At 72.4% G+C, this 14833-nt stretch carries 16 protein-coding genes and 1 tRNA gene; 11 read left to right on the top strand and 6 right to left on the bottom strand.

Features of this window, described 5'->3' with window-relative positions:
* Positions 1-97: 97 nt before the first annotated feature.
* From tmk to JI751_RS01280, 3 genes are read left to right on the top strand one after another with little or no spacing between them, the layout of a single operon-like run.
* Positions 98-736: a dTMP kinase gene (gene tmk, locus JI751_RS01290; RefSeq protein ID WP_307813676.1), complete on the top strand. Its 639-nt coding sequence runs from the start codon at positions 98-100 to the stop codon at positions 734-736.
* Positions 733-1908: a DNA polymerase III subunit delta' gene (locus JI751_RS01285; protein ID WP_307813673.1), complete on the top strand. Its 1176-nt coding sequence runs from the start codon at positions 733-735 to the stop codon at positions 1906-1908. Before tmk ends, JI751_RS01285 begins: the two co-directional genes overlap by 4 nt.
* Positions 1905-3461, top strand: coding sequence for an alpha/beta hydrolase (locus tag JI751_RS01280; protein WP_201932456.1), 1557 nt, complete (start codon positions 1905-1907; stop codon positions 3459-3461). Before JI751_RS01285 ends, JI751_RS01280 begins: the two co-directional genes overlap by 4 nt.
* Here the strand turns inward: JI751_RS01280 and JI751_RS01275 are convergent.
* Positions 3458-3901, bottom strand: a complete 444-nt coding sequence (locus tag JI751_RS01275; RefSeq protein WP_307813670.1) for an OsmC family protein — start codon at positions 3899-3901, stop codon at positions 3458-3460. The genes JI751_RS01280 and JI751_RS01275 overlap by 4 nt on opposite strands.
* 128 nt (positions 3902-4029) lie before the next feature.
* Here JI751_RS01275 and JI751_RS01270 point away from each other — a divergent pair.
* Positions 4030-4102 (top strand) — tRNA-Thr (locus tag JI751_RS01270).
* 135 nt (positions 4103-4237) lie between these two features.
* On the opposite strand, the gene JI751_RS01265 is transcribed toward JI751_RS01270, so the two are convergent.
* Positions 4238-4552, bottom strand: coding sequence for a Dabb family protein (locus JI751_RS01265; protein ID WP_201932450.1), 315 nt, complete (start codon positions 4550-4552; stop codon positions 4238-4240).
* A complete protein-coding gene (locus JI751_RS01260; protein ID WP_201932448.1) occupies positions 4549-5484 on the bottom strand; it encodes a quinone oxidoreductase family protein in 936 nt (311 codons plus the stop codon). Before JI751_RS01260 ends, JI751_RS01265 begins: the two co-directional genes overlap by 4 nt.
* Positions 5485-5543: 59 nt before the next feature.
* Between JI751_RS01260 and JI751_RS01255 the strand changes: the two genes are divergently transcribed.
* Positions 5544-5783, top strand: a complete 240-nt coding sequence (locus JI751_RS01255; protein ID WP_201932446.1) for a hypothetical protein — start codon at positions 5544-5546, stop codon at positions 5781-5783.
* Positions 5784-5916: 133 nt separating this feature from the next.
* On the opposite strand, the gene JI751_RS01250 is transcribed toward JI751_RS01255, so the two are convergent.
* Positions 5917-6348 carry a GtrA family protein gene (locus JI751_RS01250; RefSeq protein ID WP_201932443.1) on the bottom strand — a complete coding sequence of 144 codons (432 nt, stop codon included), beginning with the start codon at positions 6346-6348 and terminating at the stop codon, positions 5917-5919.
* A 143-nt stretch (positions 6349-6491) separates the two neighbouring features.
* Here JI751_RS01250 and JI751_RS01245 point away from each other — a divergent pair, with 143 nt between their 5' ends.
* The 3 genes from JI751_RS01245 to JI751_RS01235 all read left to right on the top strand — a co-directional run bounded on the left by JI751_RS01245 (position 6492) and on the right by JI751_RS01235 (position 9776).
* On the top strand, positions 6492-7871 hold the full coding sequence (locus JI751_RS01245) for an L-serine ammonia-lyase (protein ID WP_201932440.1): 1380 nt from the start codon (positions 6492-6494) through the stop codon (positions 7869-7871).
* A gap of 82 nt (positions 7872-7953) precedes the next feature.
* Positions 7954-8976, top strand: coding sequence for an NADPH:quinone reductase (locus JI751_RS01240; protein WP_201932439.1), 1023 nt, complete (start codon positions 7954-7956; stop codon positions 8974-8976).
* 92 nt (positions 8977-9068) lie between these two features.
* Positions 9069-9776, top strand: a complete 708-nt coding sequence (locus JI751_RS01235) for a GAF and ANTAR domain-containing protein (protein WP_201932438.1) — start codon at positions 9069-9071, stop codon at positions 9774-9776.
* Between the two features lie 3 nt (positions 9777-9779).
* Here the strand turns inward: JI751_RS01235 and JI751_RS01230 are convergent, their stop codons facing one another.
* Entirely contained in the window at positions 9780-10808 is a 1029-nt protein-coding gene (locus tag JI751_RS01230; RefSeq protein ID WP_307813667.1) for an alanine racemase, read from the bottom strand.
* A 38-nt stretch (positions 10809-10846) separates the two neighbouring features.
* On the opposite strand from JI751_RS01230, the gene JI751_RS01225 reads away from it, so the two are divergent.
* Positions 10847-13117 (top strand): aminotransferase class III-fold pyridoxal phosphate-dependent enzyme, encoded by a 2271-nt coding sequence (locus tag JI751_RS01225; RefSeq protein WP_201932436.1) that lies wholly within the window; start codon positions 10847-10849, stop codon positions 13115-13117.
* On the opposite strand, the gene JI751_RS01220 is transcribed toward JI751_RS01225, so the two are convergent.
* The gene (locus JI751_RS01220; protein WP_236665511.1) at positions 13101-13544 is read right to left on the bottom strand and encodes an SRPBCC family protein; all 444 of its coding nucleotides are present in this window, start codon (positions 13542-13544) and stop codon (positions 13101-13103) included. The two genes, JI751_RS01225 and JI751_RS01220, sit on opposite strands and share 17 nt — an antisense overlap.
* 70 nt (positions 13545-13614) lie before the next feature.
* Here JI751_RS01220 and JI751_RS01215 point away from each other — a divergent pair, with 70 nt between their 5' ends.
* Both JI751_RS01215 and JI751_RS01210 read left to right on the top strand, forming a co-directional pair.
* A complete protein-coding gene (locus tag JI751_RS01215; RefSeq protein ID WP_201932434.1) occupies positions 13615-14094 on the top strand; it encodes a PPOX class F420-dependent oxidoreductase in 480 nt (159 codons plus the stop codon).
* A gap of 40 nt (positions 14095-14134) precedes the next feature.
* A complete protein-coding gene (locus tag JI751_RS01210) occupies positions 14135-14737 on the top strand; it encodes a rhomboid family intramembrane serine protease (protein WP_201932432.1) in 603 nt (200 codons plus the stop codon).
* Positions 14738-14833 lie beyond the last annotated feature (96 nt).

Genomic DNA, 14833 nt, shown 5'->3' with positions numbered 1-14833 from the left:
TCTGCCCACGCGCGGCGGGAGGACCCATGCCTGCGCGTCTCCGTCGCCGGCGGGCGCGGGACGGTACGTGTCCCACCCCGCCCGTAGGGTGTGCGACGTGAACCCAGGCGTCTACTCCGAGCACGGGCTCTTCGTGTGCTTCGAGGGGGGCGACGGGGCCGGCAAGTCCACCCAGTCGCGCCTGCTGCGCGACTGGCTGGTCGAGCAGGGGCGGACGGTGCTGCTGACCTTCGAGCCGGGGGACACCGAGGTCGGCAAGGAGATGCGCCGCATCGTGCTCGACCCGGCGACCGGTCACCTGTCCGACCGCACCGAGGCGCTGCTCTACATCGCCGACAAGGCCGAGCACGTCGACCACGTCGTGCTGCCCGCGCTCGCCCGGGGCGAGGTCGTGATCACCGACCGCTACGTCGACTCCACCCTGGCCTACCAGGGCGCCGGCCGGACGCTCGAGGTGTCGGAGGTCGAGGCCGTCGCCCGCTGGGCCACGGCCGACCTGCGCCCGCAACTCACCGTCGTGCTGGACCTGGCGCCGGAGGCCGGCCTCGGTCGCTTCGACGGGCGCGACCGCATCGAGGGCCAGTCGCTGGAGTTCCACCAGCGCGTGCGCCAGGGCTTCCTCGACCTCGCGGCCGCCGACCCCGACCACTACGCGGTCCTCGACGCCCGCGCGCCGATCGACGAGATCGCCGCCGCCATCCGTGCTCGCATCGCCCCCCTCCTGGAGACCCGGTGACCACCGCGACCACGACCGTGTGGGACGACCTCGTCGGTCAGCGCCCGACGATCGAGGTGCTCAAGCACGCCGCCGCCGGGACCGGGATGACCCACGCCTGGCTGATCACCGGCCCGCCCGGGTCGGGTCGTTCCAACGTCGCGCGCGCGTTCGCGGCGGCGCTGCAGTGCGAACGGCGTACGGGCTGCGGCCAGTGCGAGGCGTGCCGGCTCGGGATGAAGGGTTCGCACCCCGACATCACCTGGGTGAAGTCCGAGACCTCGGTGCTCTACGTCGACGACATGCGCGACCTCGTGCAGTCGGCGGCGAAGTTCCCCTCGATCGGCCGGTGGCAGATCGTCGTGATCGAGGACGCCGACCGTCTCGGCACGCCGGAGAACCCGCGCACCGGCAACGCCCTGCTCAAGGCGATCGAGGAGCCGACGCCCAAGACGCTGTGGCTGCTGTGCGCGCCGACCGTCCAGGACGTGCTGCCGACCATCCGGTCGCGCTGCCGCACGCTCACCCTGGCGACGCCCGGCACCGACGACGTCGCTCGGTTCCTCACCCGCAACGACGGGATCTCCGAGACCGTCGCCAGCTTCGCCGCCCGCGCCAGCCAGGGCCACATCGGTCGTGCCCGGGCGCTCGCCCTCGACGAGGAGACGCGCTCGCGGCGCCGGGAGGTGGTGAGCATCCCGGCGAGGCTGACCTCGCTCGGCGCCTGCATGACGGCCGCGACCAACCTCGCCGAGCTCGCCAAGGAGGAGACCGAGGCGATCACGGCCGACGCCGAGAAGCGCGAGCTCGAGGAGCTCCAGGCGATCTTCGGCAGCGAGCGCAAGGACACCGCCAGCCGCTCCTACCGGGCCGCGCTCGGCGCGCTGGAGAAGCTGCAGAAGCAGAAGGCCAAGCGCCGGGTGCTCGACGTGATCGACCGCGCGCTGATGGACCTGGTCTCGGTCTACCGCGACGCCATCGCCCTCGGCGTCGGGGCTCCCGGCATGCTCGTCAACGAGGAGCTCCGCGGCGACGTCCAGGCCGTCGCCCGGGCGGCCACGCCCGACGAGGTGCTGCGGATGATCGACGCGATCTTCACCGCCCGCGAGCAGATGCTGGAGTTCAACGTGCCGCCACAGCTGGCGCTCGAGTCGATGACGGTCGCACTGCGGCTGCCCGGAGGTCGTTCGTGAAGAAGGTCGTCGCCATCCTCGCGGTCGTCGCGCTCGCCCTCACGACGTTCGTCGCCGTCGGCCTCGCCGTCCGGGGTTCGCTCCCCGACGAGCCGACGGCCCGACCGACACCGTCGCCCACGACGCCGCCGCCGGCGACCGTGACGGCGGCGCCCGAGGCCGGCCTCGAGAACTACTACTCCCAGCGCATCGACTGGAAGCCGTGCGAGACCAACACCGACCAGGACTGCGGCACGCTCACCGTCCCGATCGACTACGCCGACCCCACGGGCGACACCATCGACCTCGCCCTGCTGCGGGTCCCCGCCAGCGGGTCGCGCGTCGGCTCGATGGTGGTCAACCCGGGTGGCCCCGGCGCACCCGGTACGTCCTACGCCGCCGCCGCTGCCCAGGTGTTCCGCCAGCCGCTCCTCGAGGGCTTCGACATCGTCGGCTTCGACCCGCGCGGCACCGGCCGTTCCGCACCGGTCGACTGCCTGAGCGACAGCGAGCTCGACGCCTACCTCGCGGGCGACCCCACGCCCGACACCCCGGCCGAGGAGCGGTCCTACGAGGACTCGGTCCTCTCGTTCGCCGCGAAGTGCGTGGCCAACTCGGGTCCCGACCTCGCCCACGTCACCACGATCGAGGCGGCGCGCGACATGGACGTCCTCCGGTCGGCGCTCGGCGAGGACACGCTGACCTACCTCGGGGCGTCCTACGGCACCAAGCTCGGCGCGACCTATGCCGAGCTCTTCCCCGAGAAGGTCGGCCGCCTCGTGCTCGACGGGGCCGTCGACGTGTCGCTCGACGCGCAGTCGATGGCGCTCCAGCAGGCCGAGGGCTTCGAGACCGCGCTCCGCGCCTACGTCCAGAACTGTCTCGACTCCACCGACAACTGCTTCCTCGGCGACACCGTCGACGAGGGCCTCGCCACGATCAGCGACCTGCTCGACTCGATCGAGGAGCAGCCGCTGCCGGCGGGTGACCGCGAGCTCGAGGTCGGCAACGCGTTCTACGGGATCATCACGCCGCTCTACAACCGGGACTACTGGTTCCTGCTGAGCACCGCGCTCACCTCGGCGCTCGAGGGTCAGGGGTCGGCACTGATGGACCTCGCCGACGCCTACGCATCGCGCAACCCCGACGGGTCCTACTCCGACAACTCCATCGAGGCCAACTACTCGATCAACTGCCTCGACGACCCGACGTCGGTCCCGTTCGAGAAGGTGTCGTCGCTGTTCCCGGCCTTCGAGGAGGCCTCGCCGACGTTCGGCCGGATCTTCGCGTGGGCGATGACGGGGTGCCAGGGCATCGAGGTGCAGTCGAGCGAGGAGCCGCTGACCATCACGGCCGAGGGCGCAGCACCGATCCTCGTCCTCGGCACCAGCCGCGACCCCGCGACGCCGCTGATCTGGGCCGAGGCGCTCGCCGGACAGCTCGACTCCGGCGTGCTCGTCGAGCGCGATGGCGACGGCCACACGGCCTACAACTCCGGCAACGAGTGCATCGACTCCATCGTCGAGGACTACCTCCTGGAGGGGGCAGTCCCCGACGACGGGACGACCTGCTAGCCCTCGAGCGCGGCGTCGAGCGTGATGTCGACTCCGGTCAGGGCCTTGCTGATCGGGCAGCTCGCCTTGGCCTTCTCGGCGGCCTCCGTGAAGCCGGCCTCGTCCAGGCCCTCGACCTCGCCGCGGACGGTGAGCTTGATGCCGGTGAGCTTGAAGCCGCCGGCCTCCTTGTCCTCGCCGAGCGACACGTCAGCGGTCACCTCGAGCGACTGCGGCGTCCCGCCGGCCTCGGCGATCAGGGCGGAGAGCTGCATCGCGTAGCAGGACGAGTGAGCGGCGGCGACGAGCTCCTCGGGGCTGGTCGTCCCGCCCGCGTCCTCGGCGGCACGCTTGGGGAACGAGACGTCGTACGTGCCGACGCCGGAGCTGGTGAGCTCGACCTGGCCGGAGCCGTCCTGGAGGCCGCCGTTCCAGGCGGTGCGGGCGGTGCGAGTGGGCATCATGGACTCCTGAGAGTGGCTGGGATGGGTCACTCCCGAACCTAGTCGGTCGGTCCCACCCCCGGATTTCTGTCCGGGCCGACGTGCTCCGTATACTCGCCGCGGTCGTCGAGCGCGTCTCGACGCCGGCCGCCTTAGCTCAGTCGGTAGAGCGAGTCACTCGTAATGACTAGGTCGTCAGTTCGATTCTGACAGGCGGCTCGAGAAGCCTCAGGGACCCGAGACCCTGGGGCTTCTTCTGCGTCCCGACCAAGATGCGGACGACGACGCCGAGCGCTCGTCGTTCCAGCGCGAGGTGATCGACGCGGCCCCATGAAGGCTTCGGTGACGTCGTGATCAGGCGACGTCGAGGTCGAAGACCAGGATCCCGTCGACGCCCCCGGCGGCAGCAGCGACGAGCTCGCCCGCGATGCGCTGGTGCTCGGGGTCGACGAGGTACGCGTCGCGAGCGGCCGCGTCGACGAAGTCGGCGATGAAGCCGTCGGCGTACCCCTTGTCCATCCCGGTCTCCGGGCTCACGTTGGGACCGCGGTGCACGGCGAGGAGGCCCGGCAGGCGATCGGTCAGCGCGGCCAGCTCGTCGAACAGCCCGACCCGGGTCGCTCGCGGGGTGTCCGGTGCGAAGCGGACGAGGACGCAGTGCCGGATCATCGGGGCACCAGGGCGAACTTGCCGCCGGGGTGGCCCTTCATCAGCAGCCTGGACGCCTCGACGGCGTCGGCGAGGGGGAAGGTGCGGGCCACGGGAACGATGAGGCGGCCGTCCGCGGCGAGCGCGACCAGGTCGGCGCGCACCGAGTCGCGGTAGGCCGAGCTGGCCGGCATCGAGCCGGCGATGGCGGTGATGCCGTCCCGTCCTGCCCTGTCGGCGGCCGCGATCGTCACGATGCGGCCGCGGTCGGCGACCAGGGCCAGCGAGACGTCGACCGCCTCGTCGGTCCCGACGCAGTCGAGAGCGGCGGCGACGCCGTCGGGGGCGAGGTCGCGGACCCGCTGCTCGAGCCCGTCGCCGTACGCCACCGGCTGCCCGCCGAAGCGCCGGACGGTCTCGAAGCTGCCCTCGCTCGCGGTGCCGATCACGGTCGCGCCTCGCAGGGCGGCCTGCTGGAGGACGCTGACGCCGACCGCGCCGGACGCGCCGTGGACCAGGATCGTGTCGCCCTCGCCGACGCCCGTGATGTGCAGCATCTCGGACGCGGTGCAGCCGGCGAGGAGCAGGTTCGCCGCCTCTCCCCACGAAAGTGACGCCGGCTTGGCGAGCACGTCCTTCGCCGGGACCGTCACCTCGCTGGCCCAGCCGCCGCTGATCCGGAACGCCAGCACCTCGTCGCCGACGCTCACCGGTCCCGACGCGATCATGGTGTCGGGACCGATCGCGGAGATGACTCCCGCGACCTCGTAGCCGACCGGGCGCGGGAAGTCCTGCGGCTTCCCGGCGGCGACGTGCTTGGCGTCGGCAGGGTTCATGCCGGCGGCGCGCACCGCGATCGTCACCTCCCCGTGCCCGGGGGGTGGGACGTCGTGGTCCTCGAGGGCGAGGACGTCGAGGTCGCCGGGACGGGTCGCGATCCAGTGCTGTGCCATGACGGCCACGGTAGTGCGGGGCCGGCCCCCCGATCGAACACATGTTCTATTCTGGGTCGATGCCGCGCCAGCCCCCGTTCCACGTGTGGGTCGACCTGACCGGCACGTGGGCAGGCGCGGCGCCCGGTGTCCTCCTGGCGTGGCGACACAGCGAGCGCCGCGGGTGGGAGGCCTGGGTCGTCCGCGCCGAGTCGTACTCCACCGGCATCGGGCTCGAGGTGCTCCTCACGCAGGCGTGGGTGCCGGCTGCTCTGGTGCGGCCGGCCGACGACCGGGAGCGGGCATCGCCTCGAGCCTGAGAGCGAGGTCCGCCAGCACCTCGGCAGCGGGACGTGGAGGCGGGTGCGGCATGAGCATGTCAGGACCGTACGGTCGCCCGACGCCGACGGCGGGGCCGTCCCGATGACAGGTGTGAACGTGACGTGAAGGCCGTCAGGTGCGGCCCGGCACCTGGGGGACCATGGCCAGCCGGAACACGGCGAAGCGGACGAGGCCGGTGCCGAGGTTGGCCGCGACCAGCACGGCGACCTCCTGGGTCCGCGACGGGGTGTCGACCAGGGCCTCGAGCAGCCAGAGCGAGCCGGCCGTCACGGCCAGGCTGAAGCCGAGCAGTGCGAGGCCCAGCGTCTGGTGCGTCACGGTCCGCTCCGGGCCACGCACGCCGAAGGTGATCCGGCGGTGACCCCAGGTCCCGGCGATGGTCGACACCACGAGCGCGACGGCGTTCGCCGGCTGGGCGCTGAGCTCGAGACGGAGGAGGAGGTACAGCAGCCCGTACAGCACGTTGAACGCCCCGCCGACGCAGGCGAAGACGACCAGCTGGAGGAGGATGGCGCGCCAGCGGGCGGGGCGGCTGGACGTCACGGGCGAAGCGTACGGCGTCACATCCCACGTTGCGCACCGTGCAACCCAACGCACTGGACGCAACGCACTACTTGCCCGGGCCCCGTGCAAGCCTCATCATGCGAGGTGTCGACCGCAACGGCGCGGGCGGCGGAGGGATCGCGATGACCATCAGCGTGTTCGACCTGTTCAAGGTCGGGATCGGTCCGTCCAGCTCGCACACGGTCGGGCCGATGCGGGCGGCGTACCTCTTCGTCGACGGGCTGCGCGCCGACGGTCTCCTTGCCGACGTCGCGCGGGTCCACGTCGAGCTCTTCGGGTCGCTCGGCGCGACCGGGCACGGGCACGGCAGCGTGAAGGCCGTCGTCCTCGGGCTCGCCGGCGAGCAACCCCACCTCGTCGACCCGGTGGCCGCCGACCCGATGGTGCAGGTGGTCCGCGACGGCAGGCGCCTGGACCTCGCCGGGACGCACGGCATCGACTTCGACCCCGACGACGACATCGTCATGCACCGCCGCAAGCGCCTCGACTTCCACACCAACGGCATGACCTTCCAGGCGTACGACGCGGCCGGCGCCGAGCTGCGCCGACGGGAGTACTACTCGGTCGGCGGCGGATTCGTCCTGGGCGAGGACGACCTCGGCAACGCGACAGTCGTGCCGGACGACACCCCCGTGCCGTACTCCTTCACCACGGCCGACGAGCTGCTGGCCATCACGCGCGAGACGGGCCTGAGGATCAGTGACGTGATGCTCGCCAACGAGCTGGTCCGACGCTCCGAGGGCGAGGTGCGCAGCGAGCTGCTGGCGATCTGGCAGGTGATGCGCGAGTGCGTCGACCGTGGCTGCCGGACGACGGGCGTGCTGCCGGGCGGGCTGAAGGTACGACGTCGCGCGGCCGAGCTGAAGACGAAGATCGACGTGGAGTGGGCCTCCGGCGTCACCGACCCGCTGGCCGCGATGGAGTGGGTGACGCTCTACGCGCTCGCCGTCAACGAGGAGAACGCCGCGGGTGGCCGGATCGTGACGGCGCCGACCAACGGTGCGGCCGGGATCGTCCCAGCGGTGCTGCTCTACTACCACCACTTCGTGCCGGGGGCCGACGACGACGGCGTCGTCCGCTTCCTGCTGACGGCCGCGGCGATCGGCCTGCTGTTCAAGGAGAACGCCTCCATCTCCGGTGCCGAGGTCGGCTGCCAGGGAGAGGTCGGCTCGGCCTGCTCGATGGCCGCCGGAGGGCTGGCCGAGCTGCTCGGCGGCAGTCCGGAGCAGGTGGAGAACGCCGCCGAGATCGGCATCGAGCACAACCTCGGGCTCACCTGCGACCCGGTCGGCGGCCTCGTCCAGATCCCCTGCATCGAGCGCAACGCGGTCGCCTCGATCAAGGCGATCACCGCCGCCCGGATGGCGGTCCGTGGCGACGGCTCGCACCACGTCTCGCTCGACAAGGCGATCAAGACCATGCGCGAGACCGGCCGCGACATGAAGGACAAGTACAAGGAGACCGCCCGCGGGGGACTGGCCCTCAACGTGGTGGAGTGCTGAGCTCCATCAGGGCAGCGCAGGCATAGACCGCGACCGGTCGGTGTTGGTCCGACGAGACGAATCCCCGAGGGAAGGACTCCTGATGCGTGCTGTGGTCTACACCGAGAGCGGCGACTCCGACGTGCTCGAGCTGGTCGAGCGGGAGGCCGCGGAGCCCGGACCGGGTGAGGTGCGGGTACGCATCGTGCGTGCCGGCGTGAACCCCACCGACTGGAAGTTCCGCGCCGGTGGCATGGGCAAGCTCGCCTTCCCCGAGATCGTGCCCGGCCAGGACGGTGCAGGCGTCGTCGACGCCGTCGGCGCGGGCGTCACGGACCTCGCGGTCGGTGACCGCGTCTGGACGATGCTCGCGCAGCACCAGCGTCCGGGCGGCACCGCGCAGGAGCAGGTCGTCATCCCGGCGGACCGGGTGACGGCGCTCCCCGACGCGGCGTCGTACGACCTGGGCGCCTCGCTCGGTGTCCCCGCGGTCACCGCCCACCGCGCCCTCACCACCAGCGAGGACGGGCCCGATCGGCTCGCGCCCGGCGCCCTGGACGGGACGACGGTGCTCGTCGCGGGCGGTGCCGGTGCCGTCGGCAACGCCGCGATCCAGCTGGCCCGGTGGGCGGGCGCGACCGTGATCAGCACGGTGAGCAGCGACGAGAAGGGTGCGCTGGCGACGGCTGCCGGCGCACACCACGTCGTCAACTACCGCGACGGCGACACCGCGGCCGCCATCCGCGACCTCGCACCCGACGGCGTCGACCTCGTCGTCGAGGTCGCCCCGGCCCAGAACCTCCGCCTCGACCTCGCCGTCATCAGGCCGCGCGCCACGATCGCGATCTACGCCAACAACGGTGGCGACGAGGTCGCGATCAGTGTGCGTGAGACCTTCTCGACCAATGCCCGCTTCCAGTGGGTGCTCCTCTACACCGTCGGCCAGGAGGCGCTGCGACGCGCTGCGGAGGACATCACCGCGGCCGTGGCCGACGGCGGCTTCCAGGTCGGCGAGGAGCACGGGCTGCCGCTCCACCACTTCCCGCTCGAGCGGACCGCCGAGGCGCACGCGGCTGTCGAGGACGGTGCCGTCGGCAAGGTGCTGGTCGACGTCTCGGAGGGCTGAAAGGGCGACCCCGGTTGGCACCCGGCGCAGCGGCAGTGAGAATGGCTCCTCGAGGGAGCCCGCCGCCTCGGCGGGCCAGCGGAGGAGTGACGTTGTCCGGGGAGCGCACGACCATGATGGAGTTCGCCGAGCTTGCCCGCGCCCTCGGCGCGGCAGGAGGCGAGAGCGACCGGCTGGGCATCGCCGTCGAGGCGGCCGTCGAGCTGATCCCCGGCTGCCTGCACGCGGGCGTGACCATCAACCGGGACGGCAAGTGCCACACGCTCGCGTCCTCCGGTGCGCTGCTGCACGTCATCAACGACCTCCAGAACGAGCTCGACGAGGGCCCGTGCCACACGCCCGGCCGCGAGGACGAGATCGTCGTGGTCGACGACCTGACGACCGACCCGCGCTTCGCGCGGTGGGGCGCTCGCGTGCACGCCGACCACCAGCTCGCGACGGTGGTCTCGATCCTGGTGTTTACCGCCCGCGGCTCCTACGGCACGCTCAGCATCTACGGCACCGGCCCGCACGCGTTCGACGCCGACGACCTCGCCACCGCCCAGGCGCTCGCCGGACACCTGGCGGTCGCGCTGGCGGCCGGACGCGAGATCGAGGGGATGGGTGCCGCCCTCCAGAGCCGGACGGTCATCGGGCAGGCCGAGGGCATCCTCATGGAGCGCCTCGACGTCGACAGCGACCAGGCCCTGGCCTACCTCAAGCGGATCTCGTCGCACACCAACACCAAGCTCGTGCAGGTCGCCGCCGACCTCGTGCGGACGCGCCGGTTGCCGGAGGCCCCGGACCGCTCGGCCGGCTGAGCCTCAGGTGTTGGCGCCCCGCGCGTCGACCCGCCACGTCGCGTCGCCGACGACGTACGCATCGGCGAGGTTGGCCGTGGTGCAGACGTGGTTGGGCACGACGCGCACGCGGGTGCCGCGCGGTGCGTCGAAGCCGGTGACGGTCGCGTGGTGCTCGGACAGCGCGGTGATGCGGGCATCCGGGTGGTCGAGCAACCGGCCGTGCCCGGTGGCGTACGACGCCCGGTCCGCGCCGAGCACCTTGCTGCCGGCATCGAGGACCACCCGGTCGGGGTAGCGGCCGACGACGGTCGCGACGACGGTGAGGGCCACCTGCTCGGGTGTCGCGACGCCGAGCTCCCACTGCTGCGCGTCGCCGAAGACGTACACACCCGGTCGCACCTCGGTCAGCACCTCGCCCCGGGAGAACTCGACCGACGGCGTCGACCCGCCGCTGAGGACCGGGCACGCGACCCCGACTCCGACGAGCGCGTCCCGGGCGACGGCCAGCTCGCGCTGCTCGTCCACGGCGGCGGCCGCGCGGCCGTCGGGGGAGTAGGCGTGGCCGGGGAACGTGAAGACGCCGTCGACGGCCAGGCCGGACTCGGCAGCGGCGGTCGCGACGGTGGCGGCGTCAGAGGCGGGCACGCCGCTGCGGTGGTGGCCGCTGTCGACCTCGACCCGCACACGGAGCCCCGACGAGGCCAGGGGTGCGAGCTGCCGGACGGACTCGACGGAGTCGACGCCCACCACGACCGACGCCCGCGACAGCACCCTCCGGAGGCGGGTGGCCCGCTCGTCGTCGACCCACAGCGGGTAGGCGACGAAGAGGTCTTCGCAGGCCCCGGCGAAGACCTCGGCCTCGGCGACCGTCGCGACGGTCAGCCCGACCGCGCCCGCGGCGAGCTGGAGCCGCGCAACCTCGAGCGACTTGTGGGTCTTGGCGTGCGGACGCAGGGCGAGGCCGACGGCGCTCGCCGCCTGCTGCATGGCGTCGATGTTGCGCTCGAGGACCTCGCGGTCGACGTGCACGTGGGGTGTGGGTCTGCTCACCTCGACATGCTCCCGCACCGACCCCCTACCCTTCGCGCATGGCGCACGACGTGCTCGACGAGCCCGCACCCCGGCTCACGATCGACGGTGTCCGTCGGCTGGTCGCCGAGCACTGGGGCGTGGACGCCGAGGTGACCCCACTCGCGAGCGAGCGCGACGTCAACGTCCTCGTCGGCTCGTCGCACGTCCTCAAGGTCGCCAACCCGGCGGAGTCGCGGGCGCTGCTCGAGATGGAGGTCGCAGCGATGCGGCACGTCGCGACGACCGACCCCGACCTCCCGGTCCCGCGGACGGTGCCGGCCGGAAACGACGACATCGTCACGATCACCGACGACGACGGTCGCGCCTGCCTCGCGCGGCTGATCACGACGGTGCCGGGCGACCAGCTCGAGGGACAGCTCATCACCGAGGACGTCGCCGAGCAGGTCGGCGCGGCCACCGCTCGTACGGCGCAGGCGCTGCGGGGCTTCTTCCACCCGGCCGCGGGCAGCCGGGAGCTCGACTGGGACGTACGCGCCCTCCCGCGGGTCGCGGCGCGGTGGGGCCTCACGGCCGACGACCCCCTGCACCCCGTCGTCGAGCGCGTGGCCGCGGTGCTGCCGCGCCTGGCCGCGCTGCCCAGCCAGGTCCACCACGCCGACGTCACGCTCACCAACCTGCTCGCGACCGACGGCACGATCACCGGAGTCATCGACTTCGGCGACATGTGCTTCACCGCCGACGTCGCCGACCTCGCGGTCGCGCTCACCTCGGTGCTGCGCAACACCAGCGACACCCAGGCCGCCTCGCCGTGGGAGCTCGCCGGTGCCGCGCTGCGCGGCTACCAACGCATCCGCCCGCTCTCGCCCGACGAGGTCGAGGTGCTCGGCGAGCTGGTGCTGTCGCGGCTCGTGCTCGGCACGATCATCTCCCGCGGTCGCGCGGCCGCCCACCCCGACAACACGGCGTACATCCTCCAGTACGACGACGCCAACACGCGTACGACGACCGAGCTGGCGCAGCTGTCCCCGAGCGAGCTGGCGCAGCGGCTGCACCGGCTCGCCGGGACCCGCGTGGTCGAGGCGGGCGACGACGTCGCGACCCGCCGGGCCACCGCGATGGGCGGCACGGTCGCGCCGCTCTTCTACGACCAGCCCCTGCAGATCGTCAGTGGCGAGGGCGCCTGGCTCACGGCCGCTGACGGACGGCGCTACCTCGACGCCTACAACAACGTCGCCGTGGTCGGGCACGCCGACCCGACGGTCGCACTGAGGGTCGGTCGCCAGCTCGGCCGGCTCAACACCCACTCGCGCTACCTGCACCCCGAGGTCGTCGAGCTCGCCGAGCGCATCGCCGCGACCATGCCCGACGAGCTGGACACGGTGCTCTTCACGACGTCCGGCACCGAGGCCAACGAGCTCGCCTGGCGGCTGGCGACCGAGTGGACCGGCGGCACCGGCGCGCTCATCGTCGAGCACGGCTACCACGGCACCACCCGGTGGATGGCCGACCTGAGCTCCAACGAGTGGCCGCCGGGGCACCGACCCGACGCGGTCGGCACCTTCCGTGCGCCGTACGCCGACGGCGACCTCTCAGCGGACGCCACCGCCGCGATGGTGCGTGCGGTCGCGCAGGACGTCGCGGCACGGGGACACCGGCCGGCCCTGCTGCTCGCGGACTCGGGGTTCACCAGTGAGGGCGTGCACGACGCGCCGCCGTCGTACGTCCGGGGGCTGCGCGACGGCGCCCACGCCGAGGGCGCGCTCTGGCTCGCCGACGAGGTGCAGATCGGCTACGGCCGCACGGGGCCGGCGATGTGGCGCTTCGCCACCTCCGGCGTGGTGCCCGACCTCGTCACCCTCGGCAAGCCAATGGGGGCGGGCTACCCGATCGGGGCGGTCGTCACGCGCCGCGAGGTCGTCGACCGGTTCGCCGAGCGCTGGGAGTACTTCTCGACGTTCGCCGCGACCCCTGCCGCGGCCGCCGCGGGCAACGCCGTGCTGGACGTCCTCGAGGACCGACGCCTGCCCGAGAAGGCCCTCGACACCGGCGCCCACCTCGAGGCCGCGCTCACCGACCTCGCCGCCGGCTCCGACCTGCTCGGCGACGTCCGCGCCCTCGGTCTGGTCGCCGGCGTCGACGTCGTCGACCGGCCGACGGCCCGGCGGCTGCTCCAGGCGCTCGTCGGCCGCGGCGCGCTCGCCGGCCTGACCGGACCCGGCGGCAACGTCCTGAAGGTGCGCCCACCGCTCGTCTGGGGCCGGGCGCACGTCGACCACTTCGTCGACGCCCTCGCCCGCGCGCTGGAGGACGTCAGGCCAGGCGGTTGAGCACCGTCGTCATGTCGTCCTCGGTGTCGCTGCCGATCTTCTCGAAGACGATCTTCATGATCGGGTCGGCCAGCTTGGCGGCGCCCTTCATCTCGATGTTCGCCTCGTAGGTCACCCGGCTGCCGGCACCGTCCGGGCTCGGCACGACGGTGATCGTGTCGGTGGAGGTGGCGCTGTCGTTGCGGCCGACCAGCACGATCGTGTCGGCCGTCAGGCTCTCGAGGGTGTAGTCGAGCTCGGTGCTGACGCCGGCGATCTTGGAGACGTTGTGCCAGGTCGACCCGACCTGGACGGGACCGCTCCCGTCCGTGCGGGTGCAGGACTCCGTGCCCGGGTCCCACTCCTCGGCGTTGCTGAAGTCCTTGAGGTAGTCGATCACCACGGAGGGCTGGGGGTGGACGTCGAACGTGCGGTTCACAGTGGTCATGCCGTCGACAGTAGGCACGCCGCTCCGCGGCACAGATCGCCCAGAGGGGTGCCCGCGCTAGCCTCGCGGGATGGCTCCCTCCATCGCGACCAACACCGACGTGGACCTCGAGCAGCTGCTGGACTTCGTCCGGCCGCGCCACCGGATGATCCTGATGACGCGCCGCGCCGACGGCTCGCCCCAGGCCTCGCCCGTCGCCGGCGGCGTCGACGACAGCGGCCGGATCGTCGTCGCGACCTATCCCCAGCGGGCGAAGACCCGCAACGCCCGCAAGCGCCCGGAGGTCTCGGTCGTCGTGCTGTCGGACGAGTGGGACGACGCGTGGGTGCAGGTGGACGGGACCTGCGAGGTGCTCGACGCCACCGACGGCGAGGAGGCCCTCGACGGGTTCGTGGAGTACTTCCGCAACATCGCCGGCGAGCACTCCGACTGGGACGAGTACCGCACGGCGATGGTCGAGCAGGGCAAGTCGCTGCTGCGGATCACGCCCACCCGGTGGGGCACGGTGTCGACCGGCGGCTTCCCGCCGGAGGTGGCCGCGCGCTCCTGATGGGGGGTCTCCCTTGTCAGCCCTTGTCACCATGGAGGGCATGCAGACGCGGCAGGGACAGCTCACGCAGCGCCGCGACAGCTGGCAGCAAGCAGCGCTGATCACCGGCGCGTTCGTCGTCGTGCTCTGGGCGCTCGAGATCGTCGACACCGCGACGGGCCACGCCCTCGACCCGTACGGCGTCCAGCCCCGCAGCGAGGACGGGCTGGTCGGCGTCGTCGTGGCTCCGCTGCTCCACTTCGGCTTCGGACACCTGGTCAGCAACACGGTCCCGGTCGCCGTCCTCGGCTTCCTGACCCTCGCGACCGGCATCGCGCGCGGCCTGCTCGCCACGGCGATCATCTGGGTCGTCGGCGGGCTCGGCGTCTGGGTCTTCGCGCAGCCCGACAGCAACCACGCGGGCGCGTCCGTGCTGATCTTCGGCTGGATCGTCTACCTCGTCGTGCGCGGCTTCCTCAACCGGAGCTCCACCGAGATCCTCATCGGCGTCGCGGTGTTCCTGCTCTACAGCGGCGCCCTGCTCGGGGTGCTGCCCGGTCAGCCCGGCGTCTCGTGGCAGGGGCACCTCTTCGGCGCGATCGGCGGCGTCGTCGCGGCCCGGGTGCTGACCCGGCGACGTCGTGACGACGACTTCTCCTCCTGACGCATGAGGCTCGACTACCGGGGTACCTGACTCGCGCTGGGGTCGCCCGCCGCGATCCCAGCCCCAGTTGTCGAGGTCCGTCGGGGGACTCACGCC

Source organism: Nocardioides baculatus (genome assembly GCF_016735675.1).
In the GTDB taxonomy this organism is placed as follows: domain Bacteria; phylum Actinomycetota; class Actinomycetes; order Propionibacteriales; family Nocardioidaceae; genus Nocardioides; species Nocardioides baculatus.
This window is presented reverse-complemented; position numbering and strand designations above follow the sequence as displayed.